Source organism: Sphingobium sp. (assembly GCA_023266575.1).
Lineage (GTDB): Bacteria > Pseudomonadota > Alphaproteobacteria > Sphingomonadales > Sphingomonadaceae > Sphingobium.
Window position 1 is genome coordinate 113,334 of the sequence record JAHFPV010000008.1, and the last position, 26,589, is coordinate 139,922.

The 26,589-nt window shown below is 64.9% G+C and carries 26 protein-coding genes; 16 read left to right on the forward strand and 10 right to left on the reverse strand.

The genetic code is table 11. The features are described from left to right. Nucleotides 1-53 precede the first annotated feature (53 nt). On the forward strand, nucleotides 54-1,142 hold the full coding sequence (locus tag Q0D44_RS09990) for a helix-turn-helix transcriptional regulator (protein ID WP_294136057.1): 1,089 nt from the start codon (nucleotides 54-56) through the stop codon (nucleotides 1,140-1,142). Nucleotides 1,143-1,239: 97 nt separating this feature from the next. On the opposite strand, the gene Q0D44_RS09995 is transcribed toward Q0D44_RS09990, so the two are convergent. Together Q0D44_RS09995 and Q0D44_RS10000 are read right to left on the reverse strand one after the other, a co-directional pair. Further along, nucleotides 1,240-2,247: an LD-carboxypeptidase gene (locus Q0D44_RS09995; RefSeq protein WP_294136198.1), complete on the reverse strand. Its 1,008-nt coding sequence runs from the start codon at nucleotides 2,245-2,247 to the stop codon at nucleotides 1,240-1,242. A 26-nt stretch (nucleotides 2,248-2,273) separates the two neighbouring features. Next, entirely contained in the window at nucleotides 2,274-2,717 is a 444-nt protein-coding gene (locus tag Q0D44_RS10000; protein ID WP_294136060.1) for a cupin domain-containing protein, read from the reverse strand. A 53-nt stretch (nucleotides 2,718-2,770) separates the two neighbouring features. Between Q0D44_RS10000 and dapE the strand changes: the two genes are divergently transcribed. Continuing rightward, on the forward strand, nucleotides 2,771-3,910 hold the full coding sequence (gene dapE, locus Q0D44_RS10005; protein ID WP_294136063.1) for a succinyl-diaminopimelate desuccinylase: 1,140 nt from the start codon (nucleotides 2,771-2,773) through the stop codon (nucleotides 3,908-3,910). 7 nt (nucleotides 3,911-3,917) lie between these two features. On the opposite strand, the gene Q0D44_RS10010 is transcribed toward dapE, so the two are convergent. The 4 genes from Q0D44_RS10010 to Q0D44_RS10025 all read right to left on the reverse strand — a co-directional run bounded on the left by Q0D44_RS10010 (nucleotide 3,918) and on the right by Q0D44_RS10025 (nucleotide 8,163). Further along, nucleotides 3,918-5,603, reverse strand: a complete 1,686-nt coding sequence (locus Q0D44_RS10010; protein WP_294136066.1) for an EAL domain-containing protein — start codon at nucleotides 5,601-5,603, stop codon at nucleotides 3,918-3,920. Nucleotides 5,604-5,703: 100 nt separating this feature from the next. Next, nucleotides 5,704-6,237 (reverse strand): Smr/MutS family protein, encoded by a 534-nt coding sequence (locus tag Q0D44_RS10015; protein ID WP_294136068.1) that lies wholly within the window; start codon nucleotides 6,235-6,237, stop codon nucleotides 5,704-5,706. Between the two features lie 11 nt (nucleotides 6,238-6,248). Then, complete coding sequence (locus Q0D44_RS10020; RefSeq protein WP_294136071.1) at nucleotides 6,249-7,502, reverse strand: murein transglycosylase A; 1,254 nt, start codon at nucleotides 7,500-7,502, stop codon at nucleotides 6,249-6,251. 7 nt (nucleotides 7,503-7,509) lie between these two features. Continuing rightward, nucleotides 7,510-8,163 carry a Tim44/TimA family putative adaptor protein gene (locus tag Q0D44_RS10025; protein ID WP_294136074.1) on the reverse strand — a complete coding sequence of 218 codons (654 nt, stop codon included), beginning with the start codon at nucleotides 8,161-8,163 and terminating at the stop codon, nucleotides 7,510-7,512. Nucleotides 8,164-8,344: 181 nt separating this feature from the next. Between Q0D44_RS10025 and secB the strand changes: the two genes are divergently transcribed. The 5 genes from secB to Q0D44_RS10050 all read left to right on the forward strand — a co-directional run bounded on the left by secB (nucleotide 8,345) and on the right by Q0D44_RS10050 (nucleotide 14,015). Then, entirely contained in the window at nucleotides 8,345-8,851 is a 507-nt protein-coding gene (gene secB, locus Q0D44_RS10030) for a protein-export chaperone SecB (RefSeq protein ID WP_217673567.1), read from the forward strand. 146 nt (nucleotides 8,852-8,997) lie between these two features. Further along, nucleotides 8,998-10,584: a murein biosynthesis integral membrane protein MurJ gene (murJ, locus tag Q0D44_RS10035; protein ID WP_294136081.1), complete on the forward strand. Its 1,587-nt coding sequence runs from the start codon at nucleotides 8,998-9,000 to the stop codon at nucleotides 10,582-10,584. 7 nt (nucleotides 10,585-10,591) lie between these two features. Further along, the gene (gene trpS, locus Q0D44_RS10040) at nucleotides 10,592-11,596 is read left to right on the forward strand and encodes a tryptophan--tRNA ligase (protein ID WP_294136084.1); all 1,005 of its coding nucleotides are present in this window, start codon (nucleotides 10,592-10,594) and stop codon (nucleotides 11,594-11,596) included. 154 nt (nucleotides 11,597-11,750) lie between these two features. Then, on the forward strand, nucleotides 11,751-12,413 hold the full coding sequence (locus Q0D44_RS10045; RefSeq protein ID WP_294136087.1) for a DUF4136 domain-containing protein: 663 nt from the start codon (nucleotides 11,751-11,753) through the stop codon (nucleotides 12,411-12,413). A gap of 369 nt (nucleotides 12,414-12,782) precedes the next feature. Continuing rightward, nucleotides 12,783-14,015, forward strand: a complete 1,233-nt coding sequence (locus tag Q0D44_RS10050) for a dicarboxylate/amino acid:cation symporter (RefSeq protein WP_294136090.1) — start codon at nucleotides 12,783-12,785, stop codon at nucleotides 14,013-14,015. Between the two features lie 99 nt (nucleotides 14,016-14,114). On the opposite strand, the gene Q0D44_RS10055 is transcribed toward Q0D44_RS10050, so the two are convergent. From Q0D44_RS10055 to mutM, 4 genes are all read right to left on the reverse strand, one after another. Continuing rightward, the gene (locus Q0D44_RS10055; RefSeq protein WP_294136092.1) at nucleotides 14,115-14,696 is read right to left on the reverse strand and encodes a peptidylprolyl isomerase; all 582 of its coding nucleotides are present in this window, start codon (nucleotides 14,694-14,696) and stop codon (nucleotides 14,115-14,117) included. A gap of 44 nt (nucleotides 14,697-14,740) precedes the next feature. Beyond that, nucleotides 14,741-16,141: a chromosomal replication initiator protein DnaA gene (dnaA, locus tag Q0D44_RS10060; protein WP_294136096.1), complete on the reverse strand. Its 1,401-nt coding sequence runs from the start codon at nucleotides 16,139-16,141 to the stop codon at nucleotides 14,741-14,743. 431 nt (nucleotides 16,142-16,572) lie between these two features. Next, complete coding sequence (rpsT, locus tag Q0D44_RS10065) at nucleotides 16,573-16,836, reverse strand: 30S ribosomal protein S20 (protein WP_006955720.1); 264 nt, start codon at nucleotides 16,834-16,836, stop codon at nucleotides 16,573-16,575. 118 nt (nucleotides 16,837-16,954) lie between these two features. Continuing rightward, the gene (mutM, locus tag Q0D44_RS10070; RefSeq protein WP_294136107.1) at nucleotides 16,955-17,767 is read right to left on the reverse strand and encodes a bifunctional DNA-formamidopyrimidine glycosylase/DNA-(apurinic or apyrimidinic site) lyase; all 813 of its coding nucleotides are present in this window, start codon (nucleotides 17,765-17,767) and stop codon (nucleotides 16,955-16,957) included. Nucleotides 17,768-17,849: 82 nt separating this feature from the next. On the opposite strand from mutM, the gene Q0D44_RS10075 reads away from it, so the two are divergent. The 9 genes from Q0D44_RS10075 (at nucleotide 17,850) to infC (ending at nucleotide 26,281) form a co-directional block, all read left to right on the forward strand. Next, a complete protein-coding gene (locus Q0D44_RS10075; protein ID WP_294136109.1) occupies nucleotides 17,850-18,581 on the forward strand; it encodes a class I SAM-dependent methyltransferase in 732 nt (243 codons plus the stop codon). 7 nt (nucleotides 18,582-18,588) lie between these two features. After that, the gene (gene ubiB / locus Q0D44_RS10080; protein WP_294136111.1) at nucleotides 18,589-20,130 is read left to right on the forward strand and encodes a 2-polyprenylphenol 6-hydroxylase; all 1,542 of its coding nucleotides are present in this window, start codon (nucleotides 18,589-18,591) and stop codon (nucleotides 20,128-20,130) included. Between the two features lie 76 nt (nucleotides 20,131-20,206). Continuing rightward, a complete protein-coding gene (locus tag Q0D44_RS10085) occupies nucleotides 20,207-21,484 on the forward strand; it encodes a bifunctional phosphopantothenoylcysteine decarboxylase/phosphopantothenate synthase (protein WP_294136113.1) in 1,278 nt (425 codons plus the stop codon). Continuing rightward, nucleotides 21,459-21,914 carry a dUTP diphosphatase gene (gene dut, locus Q0D44_RS10090; protein WP_294136116.1) on the forward strand — a complete coding sequence of 152 codons (456 nt, stop codon included), beginning with the start codon at nucleotides 21,459-21,461 and terminating at the stop codon, nucleotides 21,912-21,914. Before Q0D44_RS10085 ends, dut begins: the two co-directional genes overlap by 26 nt. A gap of 6 nt (nucleotides 21,915-21,920) precedes the next feature. Next, on the forward strand, nucleotides 21,921-22,400 hold the full coding sequence (locus tag Q0D44_RS10095) for a hypothetical protein (protein ID WP_294136119.1): 480 nt from the start codon (nucleotides 21,921-21,923) through the stop codon (nucleotides 22,398-22,400). Next, a complete protein-coding gene (locus tag Q0D44_RS10100; protein WP_294136122.1) occupies nucleotides 22,397-23,164 on the forward strand; it encodes a HesA/MoeB/ThiF family protein in 768 nt (255 codons plus the stop codon). Before Q0D44_RS10095 ends, Q0D44_RS10100 begins: the two co-directional genes overlap by 4 nt. Further along, the gene (locus Q0D44_RS10105) at nucleotides 23,152-23,517 is read left to right on the forward strand and encodes a DsrE family protein (RefSeq protein ID WP_294136124.1); all 366 of its coding nucleotides are present in this window, start codon (nucleotides 23,152-23,154) and stop codon (nucleotides 23,515-23,517) included. The genes Q0D44_RS10100 and Q0D44_RS10105 overlap by 13 nt, the downstream gene beginning before the upstream one ends. A 112-nt stretch (nucleotides 23,518-23,629) precedes the next feature. Then, complete coding sequence (gene thrS / locus Q0D44_RS10110; protein WP_294136126.1) at nucleotides 23,630-25,618, forward strand: threonine--tRNA ligase; 1,989 nt, start codon at nucleotides 23,630-23,632, stop codon at nucleotides 25,616-25,618. Nucleotides 25,619-25,747: 129 nt separating this feature from the next. Then, complete coding sequence (gene infC, locus Q0D44_RS10115; RefSeq protein ID WP_006955743.1) at nucleotides 25,748-26,281, forward strand: translation initiation factor IF-3; 534 nt, start codon at nucleotides 25,748-25,750, stop codon at nucleotides 26,279-26,281. Nucleotides 26,282-26,589: the final 308 nt, after the last annotated feature.

A 26,589-nucleotide genomic window follows, 5' to 3' on the forward strand; every position in this document is an offset into this window, starting at 1 on the left:
AGCAAAGCCAATGTTCTGGACCTCCCATATGGGAGGATGTATGAGCATCACTCATGCGACTGGATGATGGCGGACTATTGGCGGCCCTGCACGAAGGGATGTTCCAGCAACCGCTGTGGCAGGACTTCCTGGAAAAGCTGCGGCTGCGCACTGGCGCGGTCTATACCACGCTGGTTTTTCGCCCGGTCGATGAGGATGCGATCGTCGAGTTGCACGCCGGGCCGCCGCCGCCGACCCATTTGCACAGTTTGTTCGTCGAAAAATATGGGCGCGACCCTTTCCCCTACCGCCATATGCGCGACGGGCGGGTCTATGCCCTTGCCGAACTGCTGGAAGAGAGCAATCCGGTCCATCGCGCCTTCAACAGCGAATTGCTGGTGCCGCAGGGGATCACCGACATGCGCTCCATCCGCGTCACGGAACCCAGCGGTGTGGATGGCTGGCTGGCCTGCGCGGGCGGGCGGTCCATCGGGCCGGCGGTCAGCGCACTCCTGACCGCGCTGGCACCCCATTTGCGCATCGCGCTGCGCGCCTTCGTCGCGCTGGAGCGGGAGAAATTGCGATCGACGCTGACGTCCGAAGCGTTCGGGCGGCTCAATTTCGGCTGGCTGACGCTCGACGCGCGCTGCCGCATCATCGACATGACCGCCCATGTCGAACAGTTATTCCAGCGCACCAGCGTGCTGCGGCGCGGGCGCTACGACCGGCTGACCCCGGCCTCGCCGCTGATCGACCGCGAACTGACCGCGCTGGTCCGGCACATGGCCGACGATCCCGACAGCCGCCCGCGCGCCATTAACCTGAGCCGTGATCCATGGATGGACATATTGGTCGCGCCGATCCGGGGCCGGTCGGTGTCGGCAGGATCGACCCCGGTGGCAATTGCCTATTTGAGCGGCGATCGCTGGTCACAGGCGGACCGGTGCGAACAGTTGGTCGAACTGTTCGGCCTGTTGCCCAGCGAAGCGCGACTCGCCTGGGCGATCGCGCAGGGCATCCCGATCAGCGAGGCTGCCGCGAACCTGGGCATCACGGTGGAAACCGCGCGCAACTACAGCAAGAAAATCTATGCCAAAACGGGTGCACGGGGCCAGGCGGAACTGGTGCGGATCGTGCTGACCAGCGTGCTGGCGATTGCGTGAGATGAGTAAGGCCCGATGACTACACCATGATCCGTTCGTTTCGAGCGAAGTCGAGAAACGAACGGTGACGGGGCTTCTACCCTCCAACGATCATGACTCACACCACCCCCGCCTCCAGCAGCCTGATCGTTCCCGCGCCCGCATCAATCTCCGCCTGCACACCCACCGGCAGGCTATACTGATTGGCGACATGGCCGAACAGCGCGCCCTGAAAGGCCGGGACGCCCAGCGGCGCCAGATGCTGTTGCAGCACTTCCGACAGAGTGAAGCCGCCATAGGAGGGGCCAGCGGCGGTGCAGCCGCTACACTGGCCGAACACTACGCCCGCCAGCTTCCCCAGCACGCCGCCCAGCGCCAGCTGGGTCAGCATCCGGTCGATGCGATAGGGGGCCTCGTCAATATCCTCGATAAACAGGATCGCGCCGGTGAAATCGGGCAGCCAGCCCGTCCCCATCAGCGCCGCCAGCACGGTGAGGTTGCCGCCGAGCAGCCGCCCGCGCGCCACGCCGGGGCGGAAGGTGCGGATGCGGCCCGTGCGCTGGACCAGCCGGTCCTCCGTGCCCGGCGGATTGGCGAAAGTCGGGGTTTCGCCGTCGAACGCCACCGCCCGGAACGCATCCCAGGACAGCTTGCCCCAGCTGCTCGCGGCATTGGGACCATGGATGGTGGTGAAGCCCGCCTTCGCCGCGAAGGCCAGATGCAGCGCAGTAATATCGGAAAAGCCGACCAGCAGTTTGGGGTTTGCCCGGATTGTCGCGAAATCCAGATAGGGCAGCAGGCGCGCGCAGCCCCAACCGCCGCGCACCGCGAACAGCGCCTTGACCGTGGGATCGGCATACATCGCGTTAATGTCCGCCGCCCGGTCCGCATCCTTGCCCGCCAGATAGCCATGGCGCTGCGCCAGATGGGGGGCGTCCTTTGGCTTCAGCCCCATGGCGAGGATCGTTTCGCGCACCAGATCCAGATCGAACCCGTCATCGGTAAAGCCCGCCGGTTCGATCAGTCCGACCGTGTCGCCGGGGCGCAGACGGGGCGGCTTGACCAGCGCTGGCGGCGCAACCGGGGGTGCCTTGGCCGCCACCAGCATCGCGCCCATCCCGCCCATCAGTGCGCGGCGATCCATGGCAATCGTCAAAAGCTGCTCCTGTCCTTGCGCCGATAGCCGCCACCCGTCCACAACAGGTCTATGTCGGGATAATGGCAATCCCCGGTCGGCGGACGACCAAAGGCCAGAAACACGCAGTCGCCATCGCTTTCGTTCAGCAGATGATGGCCGTTCGCTTCCCCCTTGGGAAAGGCCGCCATATCGCCTGCACGCATGAGCGTGCGGGCGTCATCCTCGACCAGCACCGCCTCCCCCGCCAGCATGACGACGAACTCATCCTCATCCTCATGCCAGTGCCGCTGGGCGGAGGCGCCGCCGGGTTTCAGCACGACATGGCTGACGCCAAAGTCGGTCAGGCCATGGGCCGGTCCCAGCCGCCGCACCCATCGCTCCGCCACGGCCGCGTCATGGGGGGCGGGATAGCCGGTGCTGTTGGTCTGCACGATATGCTCTAGCGCGATCCGGGGCATGACCTGTCCTCCTGCTGCTGGCCAAGCGGTCCTCCATTCGCTAACGCCGGGGCATGACCATGACCAGAGCCAATGATGATGTGGTGGCGCTCGCGCAGCGCCTGCTCGCCTGCCCGTCCGTAACCCCCGCGACCGGCGCGGTGTTCGCCGCGCTGGAGGATATGCTCCTGCCCTTGGGCTTTAGCGTGGACCGTTTCGTCGTGGGCGAAGCGCCCGACGGGCCAGTCGAGAATCTGCTGGCCTGGCGCACCACCGGCGCGGGGCCGCATTTCGCCTTTGCCGGGCATCTGGACGTGGTGCCGCCCGGTCCCGGCTGGACCAACGATCCGTTCGTGCCGGAGATTCGCGGCGACCTGCTCTACGGGCGCGGCGCGGTGGACATGAAGGGATCGATCGCCGCCTTCGTCGCGGCGCTGGCCACCCTGCCCGACGATCTGCCCGGCACGATCAGCCTGATCATCACCGGGGACGAGGAAGGGCCTGCCGTCTATGGCACGCTGGCGCTGATGGAGCGGATGGCGGCGGGCGAATTGCGCCCGGACCTGTGCGTCGTGGGGGAGCCGACATCGTCCGCGCGGCTGGGCGATGTCGTCAAGATCGGGCGTCGCGGGTCGGTCAATATGTGGATCAGCGTCGCAGGCACGCAGGGCCATGTCGCCTATCCGCATCTGGCCGACAATCCGGTGCCCCGTCTGGTCCGTATCCTGGCGGCCATCGACGCGCTGGTGCTGGACGAAGGGACCGACTGGTTCCAGCCCAGCAATATCGAGATTACCGACATGGAGGTCGGCAACCCGACCACCAATGTCATTCCGGGTGCCGCAAATGCGCGCATCTCGATCCGATTCAACGACCAGCATAGTGGCGCGTCGCTGGTAGAGCGGATCAGCGCGATCGCGGCGACCGAAGGCGCCACGGTGATGGCCAAGATCAGCGGCGAACCCTTCCTGACTGCGCCCGGCACATTGTCCAGCTTGGTGTCGGACGCGATTCGGCAGGTGACGGGCGTGGAGGCGGAACTGTCCACCACGGGCGGTACGTCCGACGCCCGATTCCTCTCGCGCCTCTGCCCGGTGGTGGAATTCGGTCTGAACAACGCGACCATGCACAAGCTGGACGAGGCGGTCGCGGTGCAGGATTTGCGCGATCTGGTGGAGATTTACCGGCTGGTCGTGGAACGGGCGTTGGGCTGAGGGGAAGCTATCCCGCCCCCCGCTCCAGCACAGCGGGCTGCGCCGCATAGCGGCTCAGATAATCCTCTTCGCCCGTCGGCATCGCCAGATGATAGCCCTGGAAGAGGGTGCAGCCGATGACGCGCAGCATGTCCATCTGCGCCTGGTTCTCAATGCCTTCGACCACGACTTCCATCCCCAGCCCCTGAATAAGGCCCACGACGGCGGAGCAGATGGTGCGCGCTTCGGCGGAGGTGGCGATATCGCGCACCAGGCTGCGGTCGATCTTGACCCGGTCGACCGGCAGTTCCTTCAGCCGCGACAGGTTGGAATAGCCGGTGCCAAAATCGTCAATGGCGATGCGTACGCCGTCGCGGCGCAGCGCGGCGAGTTGATCCAGCACGCGCGGTTCCATCTCCATCGCCAGCGATTCGGTGATTTCCAGCTCCAGCATCCCGTCCGGCACATGATGCGTGGCGATGGCGTGGCGCAGGCGCAGGAAGAAATCGGCCTGCCCCAGTTCGCGGGTCGAGATATTGACGGCGATCCGTTGATGGATGCCTGCGCTGGACCAGCGGGCAGCGGTTTCGCACACCCGGTTCATGACCCAGTCGCCCAGCGCGACGATGGCCCCGCTTTCCTCCGCCACCGGCACAAACGCACCGGGCATGACGATATTGCGTTCGGGATGCGCCCAGCGCACCAAAGCTTCGGCAGTGACCGCACGGCCAGTCAGGACGTCGATCTGCGGCTGGAACTCCAGCAGAAACTCGTCGCGTTCCAGCGCCAGCAGCAGGTCGCGCTCCAGATCGGCACGATCGGATGCCTCCAGTGCCAGCGCATCGCTATACATTTCGGCACGGCCGCGCCCTTCATGCTTGGCATGATACATGGCTATGTCGGCGGCGCGCAGCAGAGTCGACAGCGTGTCGCCATGATCGGGATAGCAGGCGATGCCGATGGATGCGCCGAGATCAACATGCTGGCTGCCAAGGTCGAACCGTTCGCTCAGCGCGAACTGGATGGCGCGGGCGATCCGCGCGGCGGCGTTGTGGCCCGACAAGGTAGGGAAGAACATCGTGAATTCGTCACCGGCCAGACGACCGATGACCGCGTCGCCCATCCCCGCGCCAATCTGCGCCATCACCACTTCGCGCAGGCGGCCCGCGACGCGCGCGAGCAACTGGTCGCCCGCGGCATGGCCCAGCGTGTCGTTGACGCTTTTGAACCCGTCGAGATCGATGAAGAACAGGGCGGCCATGCCCCCCTCCTCGCGCTCGGCAAGCTGGCGTTCGACCTGGCGACAGAAACTGGTGCGGTTGGCAAGGCCCGTCACCTGATCGAACAGGGCAAGCGCCTGGACATGGTCGAGATTGGTGCGGACCTGGCTGAACAGGCTTTCGAGCGCGACCGACAGATCGGGCAATTCCAGCCCGATTTCGCGTGGCACGCGCGACTGGAGATCGCCATGGGCGGCGGCAAGCAGGCGCTCGGTGGCGGCGTCGATCGCGGTGGCAGTGGTGGCAATGGTGCGGCTGGCGGACGCCCAGCTCATCGTGCCGCAAAGAATCGCGATGATCAGCGCGCGGCCAATCTGGACGATGTCGTCCTGCGCGCCCGGCGTGTAACCCAGCACCAGCGACAGAATGAACACCAGCGCCCCTGCGGCGCAGGCAAAGGCAGCAGCGCGGCTTTTCAACGTAACGCCGTGCATCTGCCTCCTTACCCCCGCAAGCGACCCCGAAAGAGGATCATGATCCGCCGGATATGAAGGACAGTGGTTAAGAAAAGATCAGCGAAAGCCGCGAAACCCGTTATTTTTTGCGACGCAAAACGAGATAAAGCGCGCCGTCGCCGCCATGACGCGGATGGGCGACCCGGACGCTGGCGATGCGGTCGGCATAGGGGCTGGTTTCGAGCCAATGGCCGATTTCCGCGCGGATCACGCCGCGCCGTGACGCCCCATCCGCCGCGTTTTTGGGCGGCTTGCCGGTCACGACGAGGAGGACGCGGGCGTCCCGCGCCAGCCCCGACGCAATCGCCTGATTGAGCCGGACATGCGCCGCCGACAGGCTGTGGCCGTGCAGGTCGATGCTCATGTCCGGGTTGATCGTGCCGCCGCGAATCCGCTTTTCCCAGCCGCTATCCAGCACCGCCGCTGGGGTGCGGATGGGTGCCGGGGCCGGGGTCAAGCGTGGGGGTGGCGTTAACCCTGTTTTGACCGCGACAGCCACTGTCTGGGTCGGGAGCGCTGGCATGACCCGGCCATGCGGGCGGATCGGCCGGACCGATCGGGTCAGCGCGGTCCAGAGCGCGGCTTCATCGGGGGACAGGTGCCGCCGCGCCATCGAACGACCGGTCAGGGTAGGACGAGGCGCGCCGCCGAGCCGATCGGCAGCAACACCAGCGCGCTGCCGCGTGCCGACATGCCGCCCGCAATACCCCGCGCCCGCGCGCCCGCGCCCCAGAAACTGTCGAAGCGGTTGGCGCCCTTGATCGCGCCGCCCGTATCCTGCGCGATCCACACGCCATTGGGTTCGGCGCGGTCGAGCGAGAGCAGCACCGGCGCGCCCAGCGGCACGAATTTGGGGTCGGCGGCAACCGTGCCCTCCGCCGTCACCGGCACGCCCAGTGCGCCGATCGGCCCTGCGCCGGTCAGTTCGCGGAAAAAGACGAAGCTCTTATTCTCGTTCATGATCGCCGCGCCCTCGACCGGATTGGCGCGCAGATAAGCCATGATATCCTGCATCGATCCGGCCTGGATCAGGCCGCGATCCTTCATCAGCTTGCCGATGCCGCTATAGTCGCGGCCATTCTGCCCATCATAGCCGATCCGCATGACGCTGCCGTCGGGCAGGTTGAGCCGCCCGCTGCCCTGCACCTGGAGGAAGAAAAATTCGACCGGATCAGCGGCCCAAGCAAGTTCCAGCCCGCGCCCGGCCAATGCGCCCGCCACGATCTGCGCACGTTCGTCATAGGGGATGAATTTGGTGCCGGACACCTTGCCACGGATCGTGCGGCCTTTCAGGCTCTCGCTGAACTGGCCGAGATCGACGTCGATCAGGTCGGTGGGGCGGCGATAGATCGGCACCTCATAGCCGGGCTGGCGGGTGCGCGATCCGGCGATTTCCGGTTCATAATAGCCGGTGACGAACGCCGCGCCGGTGCCGACCTGCACCGCTTCAAAATAGCGGGAGAAAAACTCGCTTGCGCTGGCTTCAGACCAGCTGGAGGCCGCCGCGCAGGCATTGTTCCAGTCCGATCCCTTGGTCAGGCCGCTCTGGTCGGTGCGGCGCATCAGCGTGGGGCAGGATATGCGGAAGGCTTCGAGCGCCAGCCGCGACCGTTCGCCCGACGGGATCAGGCTGGCGATATCGGGACCGCGCGTCACGCCAAGACCCGCCGCCGTGCTACTGTCCAGCGCCGGATCGGCAGGCACTTCGACGGGCAGGGTCGGACGCGGCGTGGCAGGAGTCGGGCGCGTCGCCTCACCAGATGGTACGGGACGGGACGGGGTGGCGAGGCCACTGGCCGATGGCGGGATCATCCCGCCTGCGCAGGCGGACAGCGCCAGCGCTGCGATCAGCGCGCCCGCCGATTGCCGAACACTCATGCCGCGATCACGCTTCGTCGGTTTCGCTAAGCTTCCAGTTGGGATCGGCGCTGCGAATGTCGCGGGTGAAAGTCCAGATATCGTTGGTGCCGACCGCGTCGGTCATCGATCCGGCGACGACATTGCCGTCCTTGTCGCGGGTGACGGCGGCGATGTCGGCCTCAAACCGCAGCGCGACCTGAGCAATGCGGCCATCGACCGATGCCTCGACAATCTGGGCCTTTTCGATGCGGACCAGCCGGTTGTCGAGGACATGCCCCTCCGCCTCACGGGCGGCGATCGCATCTTCAAACGATGCACGCACATCCTCGTCACACAGCCAAGCCAGTTCATCGCGGTCGCCGCGCCAAAAGGCCTCCAGCACCATGCGATAGGCGCTTTTCGCGCCATCGACGAATTGCGGCACGTCGAAGCTGCGGTCGGCGGCGATCAGCGCGCGGACACCCATTTCAGCGCCGGGTGCGATCAGTCCATCGGCCAGACGCACCGAATCGCCCGCCATTTCAGTGGCGGGGCGCGGTTGCAGGACCGTCACCTTGGCGCGGTCCTCCGCCGGGCGCAGCGCAGGCTCCTGTTCGTGCCCGGTACGCTTGCCGAGAACGGAATAGAGCCGCAGCGCCAGAAAACCGGCGATCATGGCGAGGATGACAATCACATACACGGAAGGCTATACCCTTTGTGTGGGGACAATGTTCCGACCAACATAGGCATGTTTGCACGCAACTTCAAATAGGGGGTTGCACGGCGCGGCATTGCCCTGTCCTTCCGCCCCTGCTAAGCGCGCGGGCATCGCAAAGGGGGGCTTGCCGCCCGCCGGACAACAGGGAAAGCCAGGACAGACGATGGCCGACGAAGTCGACACCAACTACACCGTGAACACCCAGGTCAACGGCGCCGACACTGCGCCGCAGATCGCGCTGATCAGCCAATATGTGAAAGACCTGTCGTTCGAGAATCCGAACGCTCCGGCCTGCTACCAGTGGCCCGACCAACCGCAGATCGACGTCCAGTTCAACATCGGTGCCGACAAGGTCGGCGAAGAAGTGCTGGAAGTCTCGCTGAAGATCGAGGTGAAGGCTGTCGCGCCACAGGGCACCGCCTTTGCCGTCGAGCTGCTCTATGCCGCCCTGTTCGGGATGCGCAACGTGCCGGAGGATCAGGTTCAGCCCTTCATGCTGGCCGAAGCCCCGCGCCTCATCTTCCCCTTCGCCCGCCGCGTGCTGGCCGACGCGATCCGCGACGGCGGCTTCCCGCCGCTGCTGCTCGACCCGATCGACTTTGGCGCTCTGTATTTGCAGCAGGCGCAGCAGATGGAAACGACCGCTGGCGAGCCTGCCGGTCACGCCTGACATCCATCTTCAACCGTTCGTGCTGAGTAGGGACTGAGCTTGTCGAAGGCCCGTATCGAAGCATCCGCACTATCCTTCGATACGCCGCTTCGACAAGCTCAGCGGCTACTCAGGACGAACGGGGTTTATATCGTGAGAGGGCGGCTATGGGCCTGCTGAGAGCCACCTCCACCATCGGCGGACTGACGCTGGTCAGCCGGATTTTGGGGATGGTGCGCGACATGCTGGTGGCGCGCTTTCTGGGCGCGGGGCTGGCGTCCGATGCCTTCCTGATCGCCTGGCGCCTGCCCAACCTGTTCCGCGCCCTCTTTGCCGAGGGCGCTTTTGCCGCCGTGTTCGTGCCGATGTTCAACCGGACGATGGCGGAAGGGGACAAGGACGCACCGGGCAGTGGCAAGGCGGTCGCGGTCGCCTTTGCCGGGCAGATCTTGTCGATCCTGTTCCCGGTGCTGGTCCTTTTTTCGCTGCTCATGATGGCGCTGGCCGCGCCGGTGGTCTGGGCGATGACCGGGGGCTTCCCCGATGGTGGCCCGGCCAAGTTCGATCTGGCCGTCACGCTGACCCGTATCACCTTCCCCTATCTGGCGCTGATCAGCCTTGTGTCGCTGCTCGGCGGCATATTGAATTCGCTCGATCGCTTCTGGGTCAATGCCGCCGCCCCGGTGCTGCTCAACCTGTGCATGATCGGCGCGGTGGTGTTTTTTCGCGGCGCGACCCCGATCGAGACCGCGCATACGCAGGCGATTGCGGTCACCGTCTCCGGGCTGTTGCAACTGCTGTGGCTGATCTGGGCCTGCCGCCGCGCGGGCGTGGTGCTGCGGCTCCAGCGGCCGCGCCTTTCGCCGCAGGTGCGCCGGTTGCTGGCGCTGATCGGCCCGGCGGCGCTGGGCGCGGGCGCGATCCAGTTCAACCTGTTGATCTCGACCAGCCTCGCCGCTCGCTTCCTGCCGCAGGGGGCCGTGAGTTATCTTTATTATGCCGACCGGCTGAACCAGTTGCCGCTGGGCCTGATCGGTATTGGCGTTGGCACCGCCATCCTGCCTGCCCTCTCGCGCCAGATCGGGTCGGGCAATGAACAGGCCGCCAGCCATACCCAGAACCGGGCGATGGAGCTGGCGCTGTTCCTGGCCCTGCCCGCTGCCGTCGCGCTATGCCTCTCGGCAACGCCACTGATCCGCGGGCTGCTCCAGCATGGTGCCTTTACCGCGACCGACACGATCGGTGCAGCAGGTGCACTCGCCGCCTTTGCCCTGGGCGTTCCCGCCTATGTCCTGATCAAGGTGCTGACACCCGGCTTCTACGCGCGACAGGACACCAGGACGCCGGTGCGGGTCGCGGTATTCTCCATGCTGTTCAATCTGGTCGGCAACCTCACCCTGATCTGGCCGTTCGGCCATGTCGGCGTGGCCATCTCCACCGCGATCGCCGCGTGGGTCAATGTGCTGATCCTCTACTGGCTGCTCCATCGCCGCGACCAGTTGCGGATGGACGCGCGGTTCCGGGGCAAGGCGCTGCGCATCATCCTGGCCAGCGCGATCATGGGCGGGGCGCTGCTGCTGCTCAATCCGCTGGTCGATCCCTATATGGCAGGCAACCTGACCCAGCGCGTCGTCGCGCTTGGCCTGTTGTGCGGCATTGGCGGTCTGGTCTATGGGGCGGCGGCCCTGATCGTCCGGGCCTATAGTATCACCGAATTGCGTGGCGCCCTGCGCCGTGCGCCCAAAGCGAGTTAATCGACCCATGCGCGTCCTTTCCGGCATCCAGCCCACCGGCAATCTGCACCTTGGCAATTATCTGGGCGCGATCCGCAACTGGGTGAAGATGCAGGACGAAATGGATGCGGACTCGCAATGCTTCTTCTTCCTCGCCGATATGCACTCCATCACCGTGCATGAGGGGCGCGAACAGCGTATCTGCAACGTGCGCGACATGGCCGCCGCGCTGGTCGCCGCCGGGATCGATCCCGACCGGTCGGTCCTGTTCAACCAGGCGCGCGTTCCCGCCCATGCGGAGCTCTGCTGGTTATTGAACGGCACCGCGCGGATCGGCTGGCTTAACCGCATGACCCAGTTCAAGGACAAGGCAGGCAAGGATCGCGAAGGCGCATCGGTCGGCCTGTTCGTCTACCCCGTGCTGCAAGCCGCCGACATATTGCTCTATCAGGCGACCCATGTGCCGGTGGGCGAGGACCAGAAACAGCATCTGGAACTGTGCCGCGACATCGCGACCAAGTTCAACACGGATTTCGGCGCAGACGTTTTCACCCTGCCCGCGCCGATCATCCCAAAGGAAAGCGCGCGCATCATGTCGCTGCGCGATGGGACGGCGAAAATGTCCAAGTCCGATCCGTCCGACCTCAGCCGCATCAACCTGACCGACGATGATGATGCGATCATGGCCAAGGTGAAGAAAGCCAAGAGCGATCAGGACATGCTGCCTGAGACAGCCGAAGGGCTGGCGGGACGTCCCGAAGCAGGCAATCTGGTCGGCATATTGGCGACGATGACCGGTCGCACCACCGACGCGGTCTGCGCCGAATTTGCCGGCAAGGGCTTTGGCGCATTCAAGCCGGTGCTCGGCGAAGTGCTGGTCGAAACGCTCCGCCCGATTCGCCAGCGCTTTCTGGAGCTGCGCACCGAGGACGCGGCACTCGACGCGATCCTGGACAAGGGCGCAGCCAGGGCGGCGACGGCGGCAGAACCCACGCTGCGTGCGGCCTATGATGCGATGGGGTTGATGCGCTGACGGGTTTGACCGGTCGGCAACGTCCCTGACCTGACAGAACATGCTTTGCGCCCGTTCGGTTACTTCGTGCGTTCAAATGATGTTCAGTTGCGTTTTGCTATCGCACGGCGCACATAGTTCATTAGGCTCCATGCCTGGTACAGGACGCAGAAAAATGACCCGTTTCAAGAAGTTCGGCATGTTCGCGGCGCCCGCTCTGGCGCTGGCGGCGCTTTCTGGCTGCGCCACCCCGTTCAAGGCTGATGTGGCGCGCTTTCAGCAGCTCCCGGCCCCGGCTGGCCAGAGCTTCACGATCGTCGCGGATAATCCGCAACTGGCTGGCGGCCTTGAATTTTCCCATTATGCCGCGCTGGTTGGCCAGCGGCTGAGCCAGACCGGCTATGTCGCGGCCAGCGATCCGGCCAGCGCTGACCTGATCGTCCGCGTAGCCTATGATGTCGATAATGGCCGGGAGAAGATACGCTCGACCGGCTTTGGCGGCGGCTGGGGCGCGGACCCCTTCATGTATGGCGGCGGCTGGGGGATGCGCGGTCGCTGGGGTCGGCCATGGGGCTATGGCTTTTATGATCCCTGGCTGTTCGGCGGCAGCGGCTTCAACGATGTATCGAGCTACACCGTCTATACCAGCGACCTCAGCATGAAGATTGATCGCGCCGCCGACAATCGCCGCCTGTTCGAGGGCAAGGCGAGCGCGCGGTCGCTGTCCAACAAGCTGACCTATCTGGTCCCCAACCTGATCGACGCGATGTTCACCAATTTCCCCGGCCAGAATGGCGAGGATGTGAAGATCACCCTGCCGCCCGAAAAAAAGGGCTGACACAGGCACAAGCTACGGGGCGGCTCCCAGCCTGACCCGATTGGCCCGGCGATCTTATGTGGTCGCCGGGCCTTCTTTTTTGGCGAGGAGCGTACCCCGCCCCCTTTCCCTTGAGGGAGAGGGATGCGCAGACTTGGCAGCTTGCTGCCCTAGTCGTAGCTGGGAGAGGGTGTCCCAGCCTCCCAGTAGAACGCACGTCCAGCGTCGAACCCCCTCATCCAACTGCGCCTAACCTCACTGCGTTCGGCAAGGCTCCATATCCTTCTCCCCACCGGGGAGAAGGCGCGGGTGCGCATTTTTTCCTGTCCTCTTGGCCACAACAGCCGTTAGCCTGTCCCCGCGCTTCGTTGCGTGGGGGAAGCTAAGCCTATGTCCTTGACCGTCCGCATCCTGATCGCGTTGCTGCTGGGCTTGAGTTGCGGCATTGCGCTGACCGAATGGGGCGGGGCGTGGGAGGGGGATGCCGTCGCGCTGGCGCAGCCGCTGGGGTCGGCCTGGCTCAATGGTCTCCAGATGCCGCTCATCCCGCTGATCTTCGCGCTGCTGGTGACCGGCATCGCGCAGGCCGCCACGACCGCGCGGACCAGCGGCATGGCCGGGCGGGCGATCCTGTTGTTTGCCATATTGCTCACCGCGTCGGCCACGGTCGCCGCGCTGGTCGGGCCGCTGATGCTGCATCTCTGGCCGGTGCCGCCCGGCGCGGTCGGCGCGCTGACCGGGGCGGAGGGCATATCGGAGGTGCCGGATGTGCGCCCGTCGGCGCAATGGCTGCTGGGCTTCATCCCGACCAATCCGATCCGGTCGGCGGCTGATGGCCAGGTGGTCGCGGTAGTGCTATTCGCATTGATCTTCGGCTTTGCAGTCACCCGCATTGCCGACGCCCGCCGCGCGCAGTTGACGGAGATGTTTCAGGCGCTGGCCGATGCGCTGCTGGTGGTCGTCGGCTGGGTGCTATGGCTGGCCCCGATCGGCGTGTTCGCGCTAGCGCTGGTGGCGGGCGCAAGGTCCGGCCTCGCGACCGCCGGCGCGCTGCTCCATTATATCGGCTTCATCGTGCTGATCTGCCTCATCGTCACGCTGCTGGTCTATCCGCTGGCGGTGCTGCTGGGGCGGATCGCGCCGGGCCGTTTCGCCCGCGCTGTCCTGCCCGCGCAAGCCATCGCCTTCTCGACCCAAAGCTCGATCGCGTCGCTCCCCGCGATGATCCAGGCGAGCGACAGGCCGCTGGCAGTGCGCGAAACCAGCCGCTCGATCGTCCTGCCGCTTGCCATCTCGCTGTTCCGCATCACCAGCCCGCCCGCCAATCTGGCGGTCGCCCTCTATGTCGCCGCGATGAACGGGGTGGCGCTGGGGCCAACGCAGTTGGTGATGGGCGTATTGGTCGCCGCGATCGTCAGCCTAGCAGCGGTCGGCCTGCCCAGCCAGATCACCTTCTTCACCACTACCGGCCCCATTTGCCTCGCCATGGGCGTCCCGGTCGAGGCACTGCCGCTGCTGCTGGCGGTGGAAACGGTGCCCGATATTTTCCGCACCGTCGGCAATGTGACGGCGGATATGGCAGTGGCGCGGATCGTGGATCAGCACGGTGAGGCCAGAGAATAACCACAGCGTGCTCCCGCGCAGGCGGGAGCCCAGATCCGACGCCTGAACTGGGTTCCCGCCTGCGCGGGAACACCGCACCCTGCGTTACGGCACCCTGCGTTACGGCACCCGGCGCGCCGTGAGAATCTTCACCGGGGTTTCGAGCATCTGGCCCTTCATCACCCCTTCCCCTGCTGTCGCGGATTTGGGCGCGGTCAGGATGGCTTTCACCACATCCAACCCCTCGACCACATGGGCGAACACGGCAAAGCCCTGATTGTCGCCCGCCGCATCCGTGTGCGCATCCATAGCGGGCATCTTGCCCAGCACGATGAAGAAGTCGGCGGTCGCGCTGCCCGGCGCATAGCGGGCCATCGACAAAGCACCATCATCATGGGTGAGACCGGTCTGCATCGTGGGTTCATGCTTGATCGGCGGCAACAGCCGCTTGGGATCATTTTGCGCCCCGCCCTGGACAAAGCCATAGTCCGCCGCGCCGACGCCGCGATAAAAGCTGGTGCCGTCGAGGCGCTTGCCGTCGACATAAGCGAGGAAATTGGCGGCGGTCACTGGTGCCTTGTCGGCATGGACCGCGACGATGATTCGCCCGGCGCTGGTGTCGATCGCAACGCGCGCATCGCCCTGCGCCATGGCAGGGAGAGGCAGAAAGAGGGCGATGAGAAGGAGCAGGGCGCGAATCATGCGCCTAGCCTAGCTGCTCCAATGCCGGACGCCAGAGGGTTTGATCACCCCTCCAGCTGGCGCAGCAGCGCGCGCACGTCGGCGTCGATGTCCGGGTTGCTCTCGCGCAGCCCCTCGATCGTGCGGACGGCGTGGATGACGGTGCTGTGGTCGCGCCCGCCAAAGATGCGGCCGATTTCGGGCAGGGAACGCGGTGTCATCTTCTTGGCCAGATACATGGCGACCTGACGCGGGCGGGCGACGGCGCGGGCGCGGCGCTTGGATCGCATTTCCGACGCGTCGATCTTGTAATGGGCAGCGCACACCTTCTGGATTTCATCGACGGTGATGCGCCGAGCATTGGCGCGCACCGCATCGGCCAGCATCCCCTGCGCAAAGTCGAGGTCGATCGCGCGGCCGGTCAACTGGCCATAGGCAACCAGCTTGTTGAATGCGCCTTCCAACTCACGGACGTTCGAGCGAATCGAGCGGGCAAGGAAATCGATGACCGCGTCAGGCACCGGCGGATCGCCCGCAACGGCACGCTTGGCCTCCAAGATGGCGAGGCGCAGGTCGAGATCAGCCGGCAATATGTCGGCGACCAGTCCGCCCGCAAGGCGCGACAGGATGCGCGCGTCGATCGATTCAAGCCGCTGGGGCGGACGATCGGCGGTCACGACGATGCGCGCGCCCGAATCGATGAGGTCATTGATCGTGTGGAGAAATTCCTCCTGCGTCGATCCCTTGCCCGCGATGAACTGGATGTCGTCGATCAGCAGCAGCCGGGCGGCGCGCAGCCGCGCCTTGAACGCCATCGTCTCATTCGCCCGCATCGCATTCACAAATTCCATCATGAAGCGTTCGGCCGACATGTAGAGAACCGGCGCTGCGGGCGAATGGTCCGAAAAGGCGCGGGCAATGGCATGGAGCAGATGCGTCTTGCCCTGGCCCGTGCCGCCATGGATGAACAGCGGGCTGAACCGGGGTTCCGCTTCCCCCGCCATCGCCAGCGCTGCCGAGCAGGCGAGCCGGTTGCTGTCACCGGTGACAAAATCCGCAAAGCCATGGCGCGGCTGGAAATTGGAGGCGACCGGTTTTGGCGCAGGCGCGGCGACTGGTTCGACAGGGACGACTTCGAGCAGGCGTGGTCCGGTCGCATCGGCCGCGCGATGCAGACGCACTTCGCGCACGCCGACATTGGCCGCGCGCCATGCCATGCGCAGCCGGTCGCCAAATTGGCCGGACACGAAATTGGCGCTGAAATCGGTGGCGACGAGCAGGTCAAGCGTCTGCGATTCGGGGCAATAGTCGCCCAGCCGAACGGGCTTCAACCACTGGTCGAACATGCGCGCGCCAATGTCGCGGCGCAGCCCGGCGCGGATAGCGGCCCAAGCGGCCTCAAGGCTGGAATCAGCCTGGCTCCCCTCTCCGTCCTGCCAAGCTGTCACTAACGCATGATCCTTCATAGACTTCGCCGACCCTACCCGCTGCCCCCCGGTTATGGGCAGGAAAAATACGCACGACACCCGATCGGAAAAGCCCCCGCTTTACCGAGTATGATGCGTCAACCAGTCACATGACGACCGCCCAAAGGTGATTCGATGGCGGCCGGATTTCAAAAATAGACAGGGGTGCAGGGTTGGATCAAGGGCGGGGGCATTCAAAAAAATGAAATAAAGCCGTTGACTCGGCAAACCCACGGAAAATGAAGGACAATGAAATTATCATTGTTTTTCAGTGTCTTGCTTATGCGCGGCTATGCTGCATCGCATCGAATCGCGGGAAATGCGCGTGTCTGCAATATGACTGGCCTGTGACCGACGCTGACGGAACGACAAAAAGCCCGCCCCAACGATGGGGGCGGGCCTTGTCTGTGCAGATACTGACCCGGAAGGGTTCAGGCGAGTGCGCTGACAGCCTTGGTCAGGCGGCCGAACTTGCGCGCAGCCGTATTCTTGTGCAGCACGCCACGGGCGACACCGCGCGCCAGCTCGGGCTGCACGGTCTGCAGCGCGGTAGCGGCGGCTTCCTTGTCACCGGTGGCAAGCGCGGCTTCCACCTTCTTCACCAGGGTGCGGATCCGGCTGATGCGGGCGCCATTGATGGCAGCGCGACGTTCGTTGCGGCGGATGCGCTTCTTGGCTTGCGGCGTATTGGCCATTTAGAGTCCTCGGTTCTCGTCAATATATGAAAAGAGACCAGTCGGACTCGCCAACCCGCCTCGTGAAGGTGCGCGCCTTACAGCGGTTCATTCCGGTCGTCAACCGGTGGGCAGTATCCTACTTCTGGCATTTCGGGCAGAAAAAGGTCGATCGACCGCCATCCACCCGGCGTTGCACCGTGCCGCCGCACGGGCATATCTCGCCTTCGCGGCCATAGACACGCCATTGTTTGGAAAAATAGCCCAGTTCGCCGTCCGGCCGCGCATAATCGCGCAGCGTCGATCCCCCCGCAATGATGGCGGCGGCCAGCACTTCGCGAATCGCATCGACCAGCAGGGTCAGGCGCGGGCGGCTGATCTTCCCCGCCGCGCGGGTCGGCGCGATGCCCGCCATGTTGAGCGCCTCGCACACATAGATATTGCCCAGCCCAGCGACGATTCGCTGGTCGAGCAGCGCCGCCTTGATCGACGTCGCCTTGCCCGCCAACGCGCGCGCCAACACCGTCGCGTCGAAATCCGGTCCCAGCGGCTCCGGTCCCATCCGGGTGAAGGGGCTATAGGCTTCCCACGCATCGCTGCGCACCAGATCGACCGAGCCAAAGCGGCGCGGATCGTTGAGCGCCAGCCGCCGCCCGGCACCGGTTTCCAGAATCAGATGGTCATGGGGGCCGATTGCGGTCGGGTCCACTCGCCAGCGCCCCGACATGCCGAGGTGAAATATCATCATGTCGCCCCGATCGGTGGCGATCAGCCCATATTTGGCGCGCCGGGTCAGCGCCGTCACGGTCGCCCCGGTCAGCCGCTGGCGCAGGTCCACCGGGATCGGAAAGCGCAGGTCCGCGCGGCGCGGTTCGACACGGGCAAGCACCGCGCCCTCCAGCACGGATCGCAGCCCCGCCACGGTGGTTTCGACTTCGGGAAGTTCTGGCATAAGGACCATCTAGGCAAAGCCGTTGCCAATTCCCAGCTTCTTGGCTGGAACGACGCGCAATCTCTGTCTAGAGGATCATCCCATGAGCGAAACAGCATCCTTTGGCTATCGGGACGTCGATGCCGCCGAAAAACAGGGCATGGTCCGTGAGGTCTTTTCCAACGTCGCGGCCAAATATGACCTGATGAACGACGCCATGTCGATGGGCGCGCACCGGCTATGGAAGGACCAGTTCGTTGCCCGCGTAAAATCGCGGCCCGGCGAGGCGATCCTGGACATGGCGGGCGGCACCGGCGACATCGCTTTCCGGATGCACAAACATGGTGCCCATGTGACCGTGTCGGACATCAACCCGCAAATGCTGGGCGTGGGCATGGAGCGGGCGAAGAAGAAGGGGCTGGAAGGCCTGCTCTGGTCCGAACAAAATGCCGAAGAGCTGACCTTTTCCGACCGCAGCTTCGACGCCTATACGATCGCCTTTGGCATCCGCAACGTCACCCATATCGACAAGGCATTGGCGGAAGCGCACCGGGTGCTGAAATTTGGTGGGCGCTTCTTCTGCCTGGAGTTTTCGACCACGGCTTGGCCGGGCTTTTCGGACGTTTATGACGTCTATTCGCATAAGCTGGTCCCGCAACTGGGCAAGCTGTTCGCCAATGATGCCGACAGCTACCGCTATCTGATCGAATCGATCCGCCGCTTCCCGCCCATGCCCCAGTTCGAGGGGATGATCCGCGACGCCGGATTCGTGAATACAAAGGTCGAGCCGATATTGGGCGGGCTGGTGGCGATCCATTCGGGCTGGAAGATTTGATTCCCGCATGACCGCCCACATCACCCATATCTGGCGGCTCCTCAAATGGGGTCGCACGCTGGCGCGCCATGGCGCTTTGCGCGGGATCGAGCGTGATCCGATGACGCCTGCGCCAGTGCGGCGGCTGGTGCGGCTGGCGCGGTTCGGCGCGCGGGTTCCCAAGCAGCCCCGCTATGCCGATGCCTTCCAGTCGATCGGCCCGGCCGCGATCAAGCTGGGGCAAACGCTGGCGACCCGGCCCGATCTGGTGGGCGACGCCGCTGCGCTCGACCTGCTGCGCTTGCAGGATGCCTTGCCGCCTGTCCCCTTCGCTACGATCCGGGGGGAGATAGAGGCGAGCTTCGGCAAGCCGCTGGAGCAGATTTACGCCCGTTTCGACGAAGTGCCGGTCGGCGCGGCCTCGATCGCGCAGGTCCATCGTGCGCTCACCACCGACGGACGCGACGTCGCGGTCAAGGTGATCCGCCCCGGCGTCACCGAACAGTTCAACCGCGATATCCAGACCTATGAATGGGCGGCCGCCCATGTCGAGCAACTGGGTGGCGAAATCGCCCGGCTGCGTCCGCGCATGGTCATCGCCAATATGAAACGCTGGACCGCGCGCGAGCTGGATTTGCGGCGCGAGGCGGCGTCCGCGTCCGAACTGGCCGAAGCGATGGTCGCGGAACCGGGCTATCGCGTCCCCGCGATCGACTGGGACCGCACGACCGGCAAGGTCATGACGATGGCCTGGATCGACGGCATCAAGATTAGCGACCGGGACGCGCTGATCGCGGCGGGGCATGACCTGCCCGCCATCGCCGCGCGGCTCGTCAACGCCTTCCTGCGTCAGGCGATCGCCGAGGGCTTCTTCCACGCCGACATGCATCAGGGCAATTTGTTCGTCTGCCCCGACGGTGACATCGTCGCGATCGATTTCGGCATCATGGGGCGGATCGACCGGCGCGCGCGCATGTGGCTGGCGGAGATTCTCTACGGCCTGATTACCGGCAACTATAAGCGCGTGGCCGAGATTCACTTCGAGGCGCAATATGTGCCCGCCCATCATAATGTCGCCGAATTCGCGACCGCCCTGCGTGCGGTGGGCGAACCGATGCGCGGCAAGCCGGTGCGCGAATTGTCGGTCGGCGGGATGCTGGACGGCCTGTTCGCCATCACCCGCGATTTCGACATGCAGACCCAGCCGCATCTGCTGCTGCTGCAAAAGACGATGGTGATGGTGGAGGGGGTAGCAACCTCGCTCGACCCCGACATCAACCTGTGGGAAACCAGCGGCCCCTATGTGAAGGGCTGGCTGCGCGACGAACTCGGCCCGGAAGCCAAGGCCGCCGACACGCTGATCGAAAATTGGCGGACGTTGCAGCGACTGCCAGCATTGGTCCGCCGGATCGAGGACGCCTTCCCGGAAAAAGGCGGCGCACCACCCCCTCCACCGCTGAGCGAGGTAAAGCTGATCCGCGTTGGTGGCGGCTGGCGCTACGCGCTGGTGGCGGCGTTGGCGGCGGCGGCTGGCGTTGGGGCGACATTGCTATTATCTTCATCGTTATGACCCGCGAAGAAGCCATTGCCCGGATCAAGATGCGGTCGGCGGCCCTCTGTCTCTTGAAACGGACGCGGATTGCCCAATGACCCCCCGCATCCTCCTCATCATTTCCGGCGGTATCGCGGCGTATAAGGCGCTCGAACTCGTCCGACTGCTGCGCAAGCGCGGTATGACCGTGCGGGCGGTGTTGACGCGATCAGCGCAGCAATTCGTGACGCCGCTCTCGTTGGGGGTGCTGACCGAAAATCCCGTCTTTACCGACCTGTTCAACCTGAAGGACGAGCAGGAAATCGGCCATATCCAATTGAGCCGTCAGGCCGACCTGGTCGTGGTTGCGCCCGCGACGGCCAATATCCTCGCCAAGATGGCGAACGGCATAGCCGATGATCTGGCCACCACCCTGCTGCTGGCAACCGACAAGCCAGTGCTGGCGGTGCCCGCGATGAACGTGCGGATGTGGCACCACCGCGCGACCCAGCGCAATCTGGAGCGGCTCCACGCCGATGGCGTCCACATCATGACGCCCGACGATGGCGAGATGGCGTGCGGCGAATATGGCACCGGGCGACTGCCGGACCCTGAGCGGATCGCTGCGGAGGTGGAGCGGTTGCTCGCCTTGCCCAAGCAGGACGATCCGCTGGCGGGGCAGCCGGATTTTGCGGAGGGTGCGCAGCGTTCCTCGACTTCGCTCGAAACGAATGCAGCTAGTTTGACCGGGCGGCATATCCTCATTACCGCCGGCCCCACACACGAACCGATCGACCCGGTGCGCTACATCGCCAATCGATCGTCGGGCAAGCAGGGTTTCGCCATCGCCGCCGCCGCCGCGCGGGCGGGTGCGCGGGTAACTTTGGTGGCCGGGCCGGTGCATCTGCCAACCCCCGACGGCGTCACCCGCATCGATGTGCAAACCGCCCGCGAGATGCTGGGCGCGGTCGAAAACGCGCTCCCTGCCGACGCCGCGATCATGGTCGCCGCCGTCGCCGACTGGCGCACCGCTGACGCCGCCGGCCAGAAGCTGAAAAAGGACGGTTCAGGCCAGCCCGCCCCGCTCACGCTCGTCGAAAACCCGGATATTCTTGCAACGCTGGGCCATCACGCGCAGCGCCCCGCCCTGCTCATCGGCTTTGCCGCCGAGACCCAGAATATCGCCGGTCATGCGCAGGCCAAGCTGGCGCGCAAGGGGGCGGACTGGATCGTCGCCAATGACGTGTCGGGCGACGTGATGGGGGGCGACGCCAACGCCGTGCAGATCGTTACCGCATCCGGCATCGAAACCTGGCCTGTCCTGCCCAAGGGCCAGGTCGCTGACAAACTTATCGCAAAGGTCGCCGATGCCCTCTCCCCTCGCCCCCATTGATATCCAATTGAAGCGCCTGCCCCATGGCGCAGGCCTGCCCGTCCCCGCCTATGCCACCGCCCATGCGGCGGGCATGGACGTCGTCGCGGCAGAGGAATTGGTGCTGCCACCGGGCGGGCGTCATGCCGTCGCCACCGGCTTTGCGATGGCGATCCCCGAAGGCTATGAGGTTCAGGTCCGCCCCCGCTCCGGCCTTGCGCTCAAGCATGGTATCAGCCTGCCCAATACGCCTGGCACGATCGACGCCGATTATCGCGGCGAGTTGAAGATCATCCTCGTCAACCTGGGCGATGCCCCCTTCCCGATCCAGCGCGGCGACCGCATCGCCCAGCTGGTCGTCGCGCCGGTGCAGCTTGCCAGCTTCACAGAGGTCGATATGCTGGACGATACCGCGCGGGGACAGGGCGGCTTTGGTTCGACAGGAGTGTGATACGCGATGACGATGCTGCTTTCGCTGATGCTGGCTGCGACCCCGGTGGCCGATGCCTTGCCGCCCATGCCGCAGGATCTGTCCAGCGTTCCGGTCATTGAAGGCTGGCTGGGGCGCAAGATTTCACCGCGCTGGTCGGAAGATGTCGCCAAACTCTATCGCCGTGGCGAGTGTAGTGGTGCACGGCCCTATGAGGGGTCGCGCCTGCTGGAAATCGATGTTCTGTTTCTGCTGTCGGAGGACGGCAAGCCACTGAAGATCGCACCGGTCAACGCCAATTGCCCGGACGTGGAAAAGTTCGTCAGTCGTCGCATCCTCGGCACACTGGGCAATTCTTTCCGCAACAATGGTCAGGCCGTGGTGAAACCCGTCATGGTGGACGGGCGCACCATTGGCACGGCCCGCCAAACCGCCGATGACAATCGCCCGACAGGCCCGGTCTGGATGCGCTCGCAGGTCCGCTTCCTCTGGTCCGACGCGCCATGACGCTGAGCGACGATCAGCTGGAGCGCTATGCCCGTCATATCATCCTGAAGGAAATTGGCGGCGCGGGACAGGCGCGGCTCCTGTCCGCCGATGTCGCGGTGATCGGCGCGGGCGGCATTGGCAGCCCGGCGATCCTCTATCTCGCCGCCGCTGGCGTCGGCACCATCCGCGTGATCGACGATGACGCGGTGGCTTTGTCCAACCTGCAACGGCAGGTCGTGTTCGGCACGGCGGATGTCGGCGCGCCCAAGGCTGAGGTCGCGATGGCGGCGGTCGCGCGGCTGAACCCGGACGTCAAGCTGATCCCGATCAACGCGCGGATCGACGCGGACAATGCCACACTGATGCTGCGCGACGCGGACGTCGTGCTGGACGGCAGCGACAGTTTCACGACCCGACTGGCGGTCGCCGACGCGGCGCAACGGCTGCGCATCCCGCTCGTGTCAGCGGCGGTCGGGCCGTTCGAGGGACAGATCGCCACCTATCGCGGCTGGGAAGCGGACAAGCCCTGCTATCGCTGCCTGGTCGGCGCGCCCCAGGACGCGTCGGAACGCAATTGCGCCGAAACCGGCGTCATCGGCGCGCTGACTGGCGCGATGGGCAGTCTGGCCGCGCTGGAGGTGATCCGCGCCCTCGTGCCGTTCGGCGCGGACATGGCCGGGCGGCTGCTGATCGCCGATCTTCTGTCCATGCGGTTCCGCACGCTGGACGTCCCCAAAGACCCCGCCTGCCCGGCCTGCGCCGTGCAACTATGCGTCCCTTAAGGATTATCGTCACCACCGCTGACGCTGAACGGCTGCGCGGCGCGCTGGTGCTGGCGAGTGCGCAGGCCGCGTTGGGCGGAGCGGCGGCGATTTTCCTGCAACTCGATGCCGTCGCCCTGCTCCGCCCACCAGTCACCACGCCACAGGACATGGCGCACCGCGCGGCGGGACTGCCCGACCTCGCCACTCTGTTGACCGAAGCACAGGCGCTCGGCGTTACCATCAGCGCCTGCCAGAGCGGACTGGCGCTGTGCGCTATGACGGCGGATGCGCTGCCGCCTGGCGTCGATGTCGGGGGGCCTGTGGCGTTCATGCAGGCGACCGGCGATGATGCGCGGCTGCTGATCGCCTGACGGCATCCCACGCCTCCCCTTCCCTTGACAGGCCAGACCGCCCATTTATGGGGAAGGCGCGGCATTTGCGGCCGCGCTAAGCTTAGCCTTTCAAGGAAATCCTGTGTCCGCCATGCTCAAAATCACTCTGCCCGACGGTAACGTGCGCGAAGTCGCGCCCGGCACTACCCCGGCGGATATTGCAGCGGCGATCGGGCCGGGGCTGGCCAAGGCGGCGATCGCGGCGCGGGTCGATGGCGAGCTGCGCGATATCAACCGCCCGCTGGAGCAGGACGCGACGCTGGCGCTGGTCACGGCGAAGGATGAGGCCGACGCGCTGGAACTGGCGCGGCATGACTTCGCGCATATCCTGGCCGAAGCGGTGCAGACCCTGTTCCCCGGCACGCAGATCACCTTTGGCCCGTCCACCGACGACGGCTTCTATTATGATTTCGCGCCCAACCCCGAACACGGCCCCTTCACCGACGAAGATTTGCCCGCGATCGAAGCGAAAATGCGCGAGATCATCGCCGCCAACAAGCCGCTGCGCCGCGAAGTCATCGCCCGCGACACGCTGATCGCGCAATGGCAGGCGGCGGGCGAGACGTTCAAGGCGCAGTGGGCCGCCGAACTGCCGCAGGGCGAGGAGCTGACCGTCTATCATAGCGGTGACGGCTGGTATGACATGTGCCGTGGTCCGCATCTCGCCTCGACCGGGCGGCTCGACCCGTCGGCCTTCAAGCTGACGCGGGTGTCGGGCGCTTATTGGCGCGGCGACCAGAATAACGCGATGCTGTCCCGCATCTACGGCACCGGCTGGCTCAACAAGAAGCAGCTGGCCGAACATCTGACGCGGCTGGAAGAAGCCGCCAAGCGCGACCATCGAAAGCTCGGCGCGGAGATGGACCTGTTCCACCTTCAGGCCGAAGCGCATGGCAGCGTATTCTGGCACCCCAAGGGCTATCTGATCTGGCGTCAGCTGGAGGCCTATATGCGCCGCGCGATCGACGATGCGGGCTATCGCGAGGTCAAGACGCCGCAGGTGATGGACGCGCGCCAGTGGGAAACGTCGGGCCATTGGGGCAAATATCGCGAAAATATGTTCGTCATTCCCGACGAAGTGCCGAACGTGGACGATGAAGGCCCGCTGGTGTCGGACGATGCCGACTGGATGGCATTGAAGCCCATGAACTGCCCGGCGCATGTGCTGATCTTCCGCCAGGGGATCAAAAGCTATCGCGACCTGCCCTTGCGCTTCTACGAAAATGGCTGCTGCCACCGCAACGAGCCGCATGGCGCGCTGCACGGGCTGATGCGGGTGCGGCAATTCACCCAGGATGACGCGCATATCTTCTGCCGCGAGGACCAGATTGTCGAGGAAGTCCGCGCCTTTTGCGCGCTGGCCGACCGCATCTACAAGGATTTCGGCTTCACCTACTCGATCAAGCTGGCGCTGCGCCCCGAAAAGCGCTTCGGCAGCGAGGAGATGTGGGACAAGGCGGAGAATGAGCTGCGCGCCGCCGTCGCCGCCGCGGGTCTCAACACGCCGGAGTTTGGCTGGGAGGAACTGCCGGGCGAAGGCGCTTTCTACGCGCCCAAGCTGGAATGGCACCTGACCGATGCGATCGGCCGGACATGGCAGGTCGGCACGATCCAGTCGGACCGCGTCCTGCCCGAACGACTCGACGCCAGCTATGTCGGCGAAGATGGCGAGCGCCATCGCCCCGTCATGCTCCACCGCGCCATTTTCGGCAGCTATGAACGCTTTATCGGCATTTTGATCGAACATTATGCCGGGCGCTTCCCGGCCTGGCTCGCCCCGGTGCAGGCCGTGGTCGCGACCATCGTGTCGGACGCGGATGACTATGCGGGCGAGGTGCTGGCGAAGCTGCGCGCGGCGGGCATCCGCGCCGAAGCGGACCTGCGCAACGAGAAGATCAATTACAAGGTGCGCGAACATAGCCTGGCCAAGGTCCCCAACCTGCTGGTCGTGGGCCGGCGGGAGGCGGAGGAAGGCAAGGTCGCGCTGCGGGTGCTGGGCAGCGACGGCCAGAGCTTCCTTTCGCTCGACGAGGCGATTTCCCGCCTTGCAAATGAAGCCCTCGCGCCCGATATGCTGTAGCGGCAGCAATGCCACAGGGTTCGTGATTCCTTGACTGAGGATCACGGACCCCTTTGCGCTTTGCCAAAAAGCCGCTAAGAGCCACTCGTTTTTGCAACGACCATAGGAGATACTGCTATACGTCCCCCAATGATGCGCCGCCCGCTGGCGCCGCCGCCGAAATCCGGCCCTCGCTACAATGAATTCATCACGGTCCCCAAAGTCCGCGTGATTGACGGGGAAGGCGAGAATCTGGGTGTGATGTTTACGCAGGAAGCGATCGAACAGGCGGCCGATGTCGGCCTGGACCTGGTCGAAGTATCGCCCACCGCGGACCCGCCGGTCTGCAAGTTTCTGGACATCGGCAAGTATAAGTACGAAGCCCAGAAAAAGGCGAATATCGCCCGCAAGACGCAAAAGACGCAGGAACTCAAAGAGATCAAGATGCGTCCGAACATCGACGATCATGACTATGATACGAAGATGAAGAAGGTGCATGACTTCATCGGTGACGGCGACAAGGTGAAGATCACCCTGCGCTTCCGTGGCCGCGAACTCAGCCACCAGCAGCTCGGCATGGCCCTACTCCAGCGCGTCGCGGAAAATGTCGCCGAAGTCGCCAAGGTCGAAGCCTATCCCCGCATGGAAGGCCGCCAGATGCTGATGGTGCTGGCCCCGAAATAAGCGCGGGCTTCCGGGTTGAAAGATAGAGGGCGGTGCCGCGAGGCGCCGCCCTTTTTCATTGTGGCTGGCGCTGATCCGGGCGGCCGGAAATAGGAAATGCAGGGCTTAACTTCGCATATTTCCCGGTAAATCGGACATATGATTTCCTACATTTGTAATTTTGTTGTGCGCGAGGCTGGCGCGTGAATGGACGGTTGAAAGAGCCAAGGCGACTTTATCAGAGGTATGGGGTTGTAGGACAGGCGTGGGCTAGAGCGTGGCTCGATGGCGGGGCATTACCGCTTTGCGCCATCGTCGGTCATTGGACT

Excerpts from the sequence above, each read along its gene's own strand:
- Q0D44_RS09990 (WP_294136057.1), top strand. The coding sequence starts at position 54 with ATGCGACTGGATGATGGCGGACTATTGGCGGCCCTGCACGAAGGGATG.
- Q0D44_RS09995 (WP_294136198.1), bottom strand. The coding sequence starts at position 2,247 with ATGGGCGGGATGGGCGCGATGCTGGTGGCGGCCAAGGCACCCCCGGTT.
- Q0D44_RS10000 (WP_294136060.1), bottom strand. The coding sequence starts at position 2,717 with ATGCCCCGGATCGCGCTAGAGCATATCGTGCAGACCAACAGCACCGGC.
- dapE (WP_294136063.1), top strand. The coding sequence starts at position 2,771 with ATGACCATGACCAGAGCCAATGATGATGTGGTGGCGCTCGCGCAGCGC.
- Q0D44_RS10010 (WP_294136066.1), bottom strand. The coding sequence starts at position 5,603 with ATGCACGGCGTTACGTTGAAAAGCCGCGCTGCTGCCTTTGCCTGCGCC.
- Q0D44_RS10015 (WP_294136068.1), bottom strand. The coding sequence starts at position 6,237 with ATGGCGCGGCGGCACCTGTCCCCCGATGAAGCCGCGCTCTGGACCGCG.
- Q0D44_RS10020 (WP_294136071.1), bottom strand. The coding sequence starts at position 7,502 with ATGAGTGTTCGGCAATCGGCGGGCGCGCTGATCGCAGCGCTGGCGCTG.
- secB (WP_217673567.1), top strand. The coding sequence starts at position 8,345 with ATGGCCGACGAAGTCGACACCAACTACACCGTGAACACCCAGGTCAAC.
- murJ (WP_294136081.1), top strand. The coding sequence starts at position 8,998 with ATGGGCCTGCTGAGAGCCACCTCCACCATCGGCGGACTGACGCTGGTC.
- trpS (WP_294136084.1), top strand. The coding sequence starts at position 10,592 with ATGCGCGTCCTTTCCGGCATCCAGCCCACCGGCAATCTGCACCTTGGC.
- Q0D44_RS10045 (WP_294136087.1), top strand. The coding sequence starts at position 11,751 with ATGACCCGTTTCAAGAAGTTCGGCATGTTCGCGGCGCCCGCTCTGGCG.
- Q0D44_RS10050 (WP_294136090.1), top strand. The coding sequence starts at position 12,783 with ATGTCCTTGACCGTCCGCATCCTGATCGCGTTGCTGCTGGGCTTGAGT.
- Q0D44_RS10055 (WP_294136092.1), bottom strand. The coding sequence starts at position 14,696 with ATGATTCGCGCCCTGCTCCTTCTCATCGCCCTCTTTCTGCCTCTCCCT.
- dnaA (WP_294136096.1), bottom strand. The coding sequence starts at position 16,141 with ATGAAGGATCATGCGTTAGTGACAGCTTGGCAGGACGGAGAGGGGAGC.
- rpsT (WP_006955720.1), bottom strand. The coding sequence starts at position 16,836 with ATGGCCAATACGCCGCAAGCCAAGAAGCGCATCCGCCGCAACGAACGT.
- mutM (WP_294136107.1), bottom strand. The coding sequence starts at position 17,767 with ATGCCAGAACTTCCCGAAGTCGAAACCACCGTGGCGGGGCTGCGATCC.
- Q0D44_RS10075 (WP_294136109.1), top strand. The coding sequence starts at position 17,850 with ATGAGCGAAACAGCATCCTTTGGCTATCGGGACGTCGATGCCGCCGAA.
- ubiB (WP_294136111.1), top strand. The coding sequence starts at position 18,589 with ATGACCGCCCACATCACCCATATCTGGCGGCTCCTCAAATGGGGTCGC.
- Q0D44_RS10085 (WP_294136113.1), top strand. The coding sequence starts at position 20,207 with ATGACCCCCCGCATCCTCCTCATCATTTCCGGCGGTATCGCGGCGTAT.
- dut (WP_294136116.1), top strand. The coding sequence starts at position 21,459 with ATGCCCTCTCCCCTCGCCCCCATTGATATCCAATTGAAGCGCCTGCCC.
- Q0D44_RS10095 (WP_294136119.1), top strand. The coding sequence starts at position 21,921 with ATGACGATGCTGCTTTCGCTGATGCTGGCTGCGACCCCGGTGGCCGAT.
- Q0D44_RS10100 (WP_294136122.1), top strand. The coding sequence starts at position 22,397 with ATGACGCTGAGCGACGATCAGCTGGAGCGCTATGCCCGTCATATCATC.
- Q0D44_RS10105 (WP_294136124.1), top strand. The coding sequence starts at position 23,152 with ATGCGTCCCTTAAGGATTATCGTCACCACCGCTGACGCTGAACGGCTG.
- thrS (WP_294136126.1), top strand. The coding sequence starts at position 23,630 with ATGCTCAAAATCACTCTGCCCGACGGTAACGTGCGCGAAGTCGCGCCC.
- infC (WP_006955743.1), top strand. The coding sequence starts at position 25,748 with ATGATGCGCCGCCCGCTGGCGCCGCCGCCGAAATCCGGCCCTCGCTAC.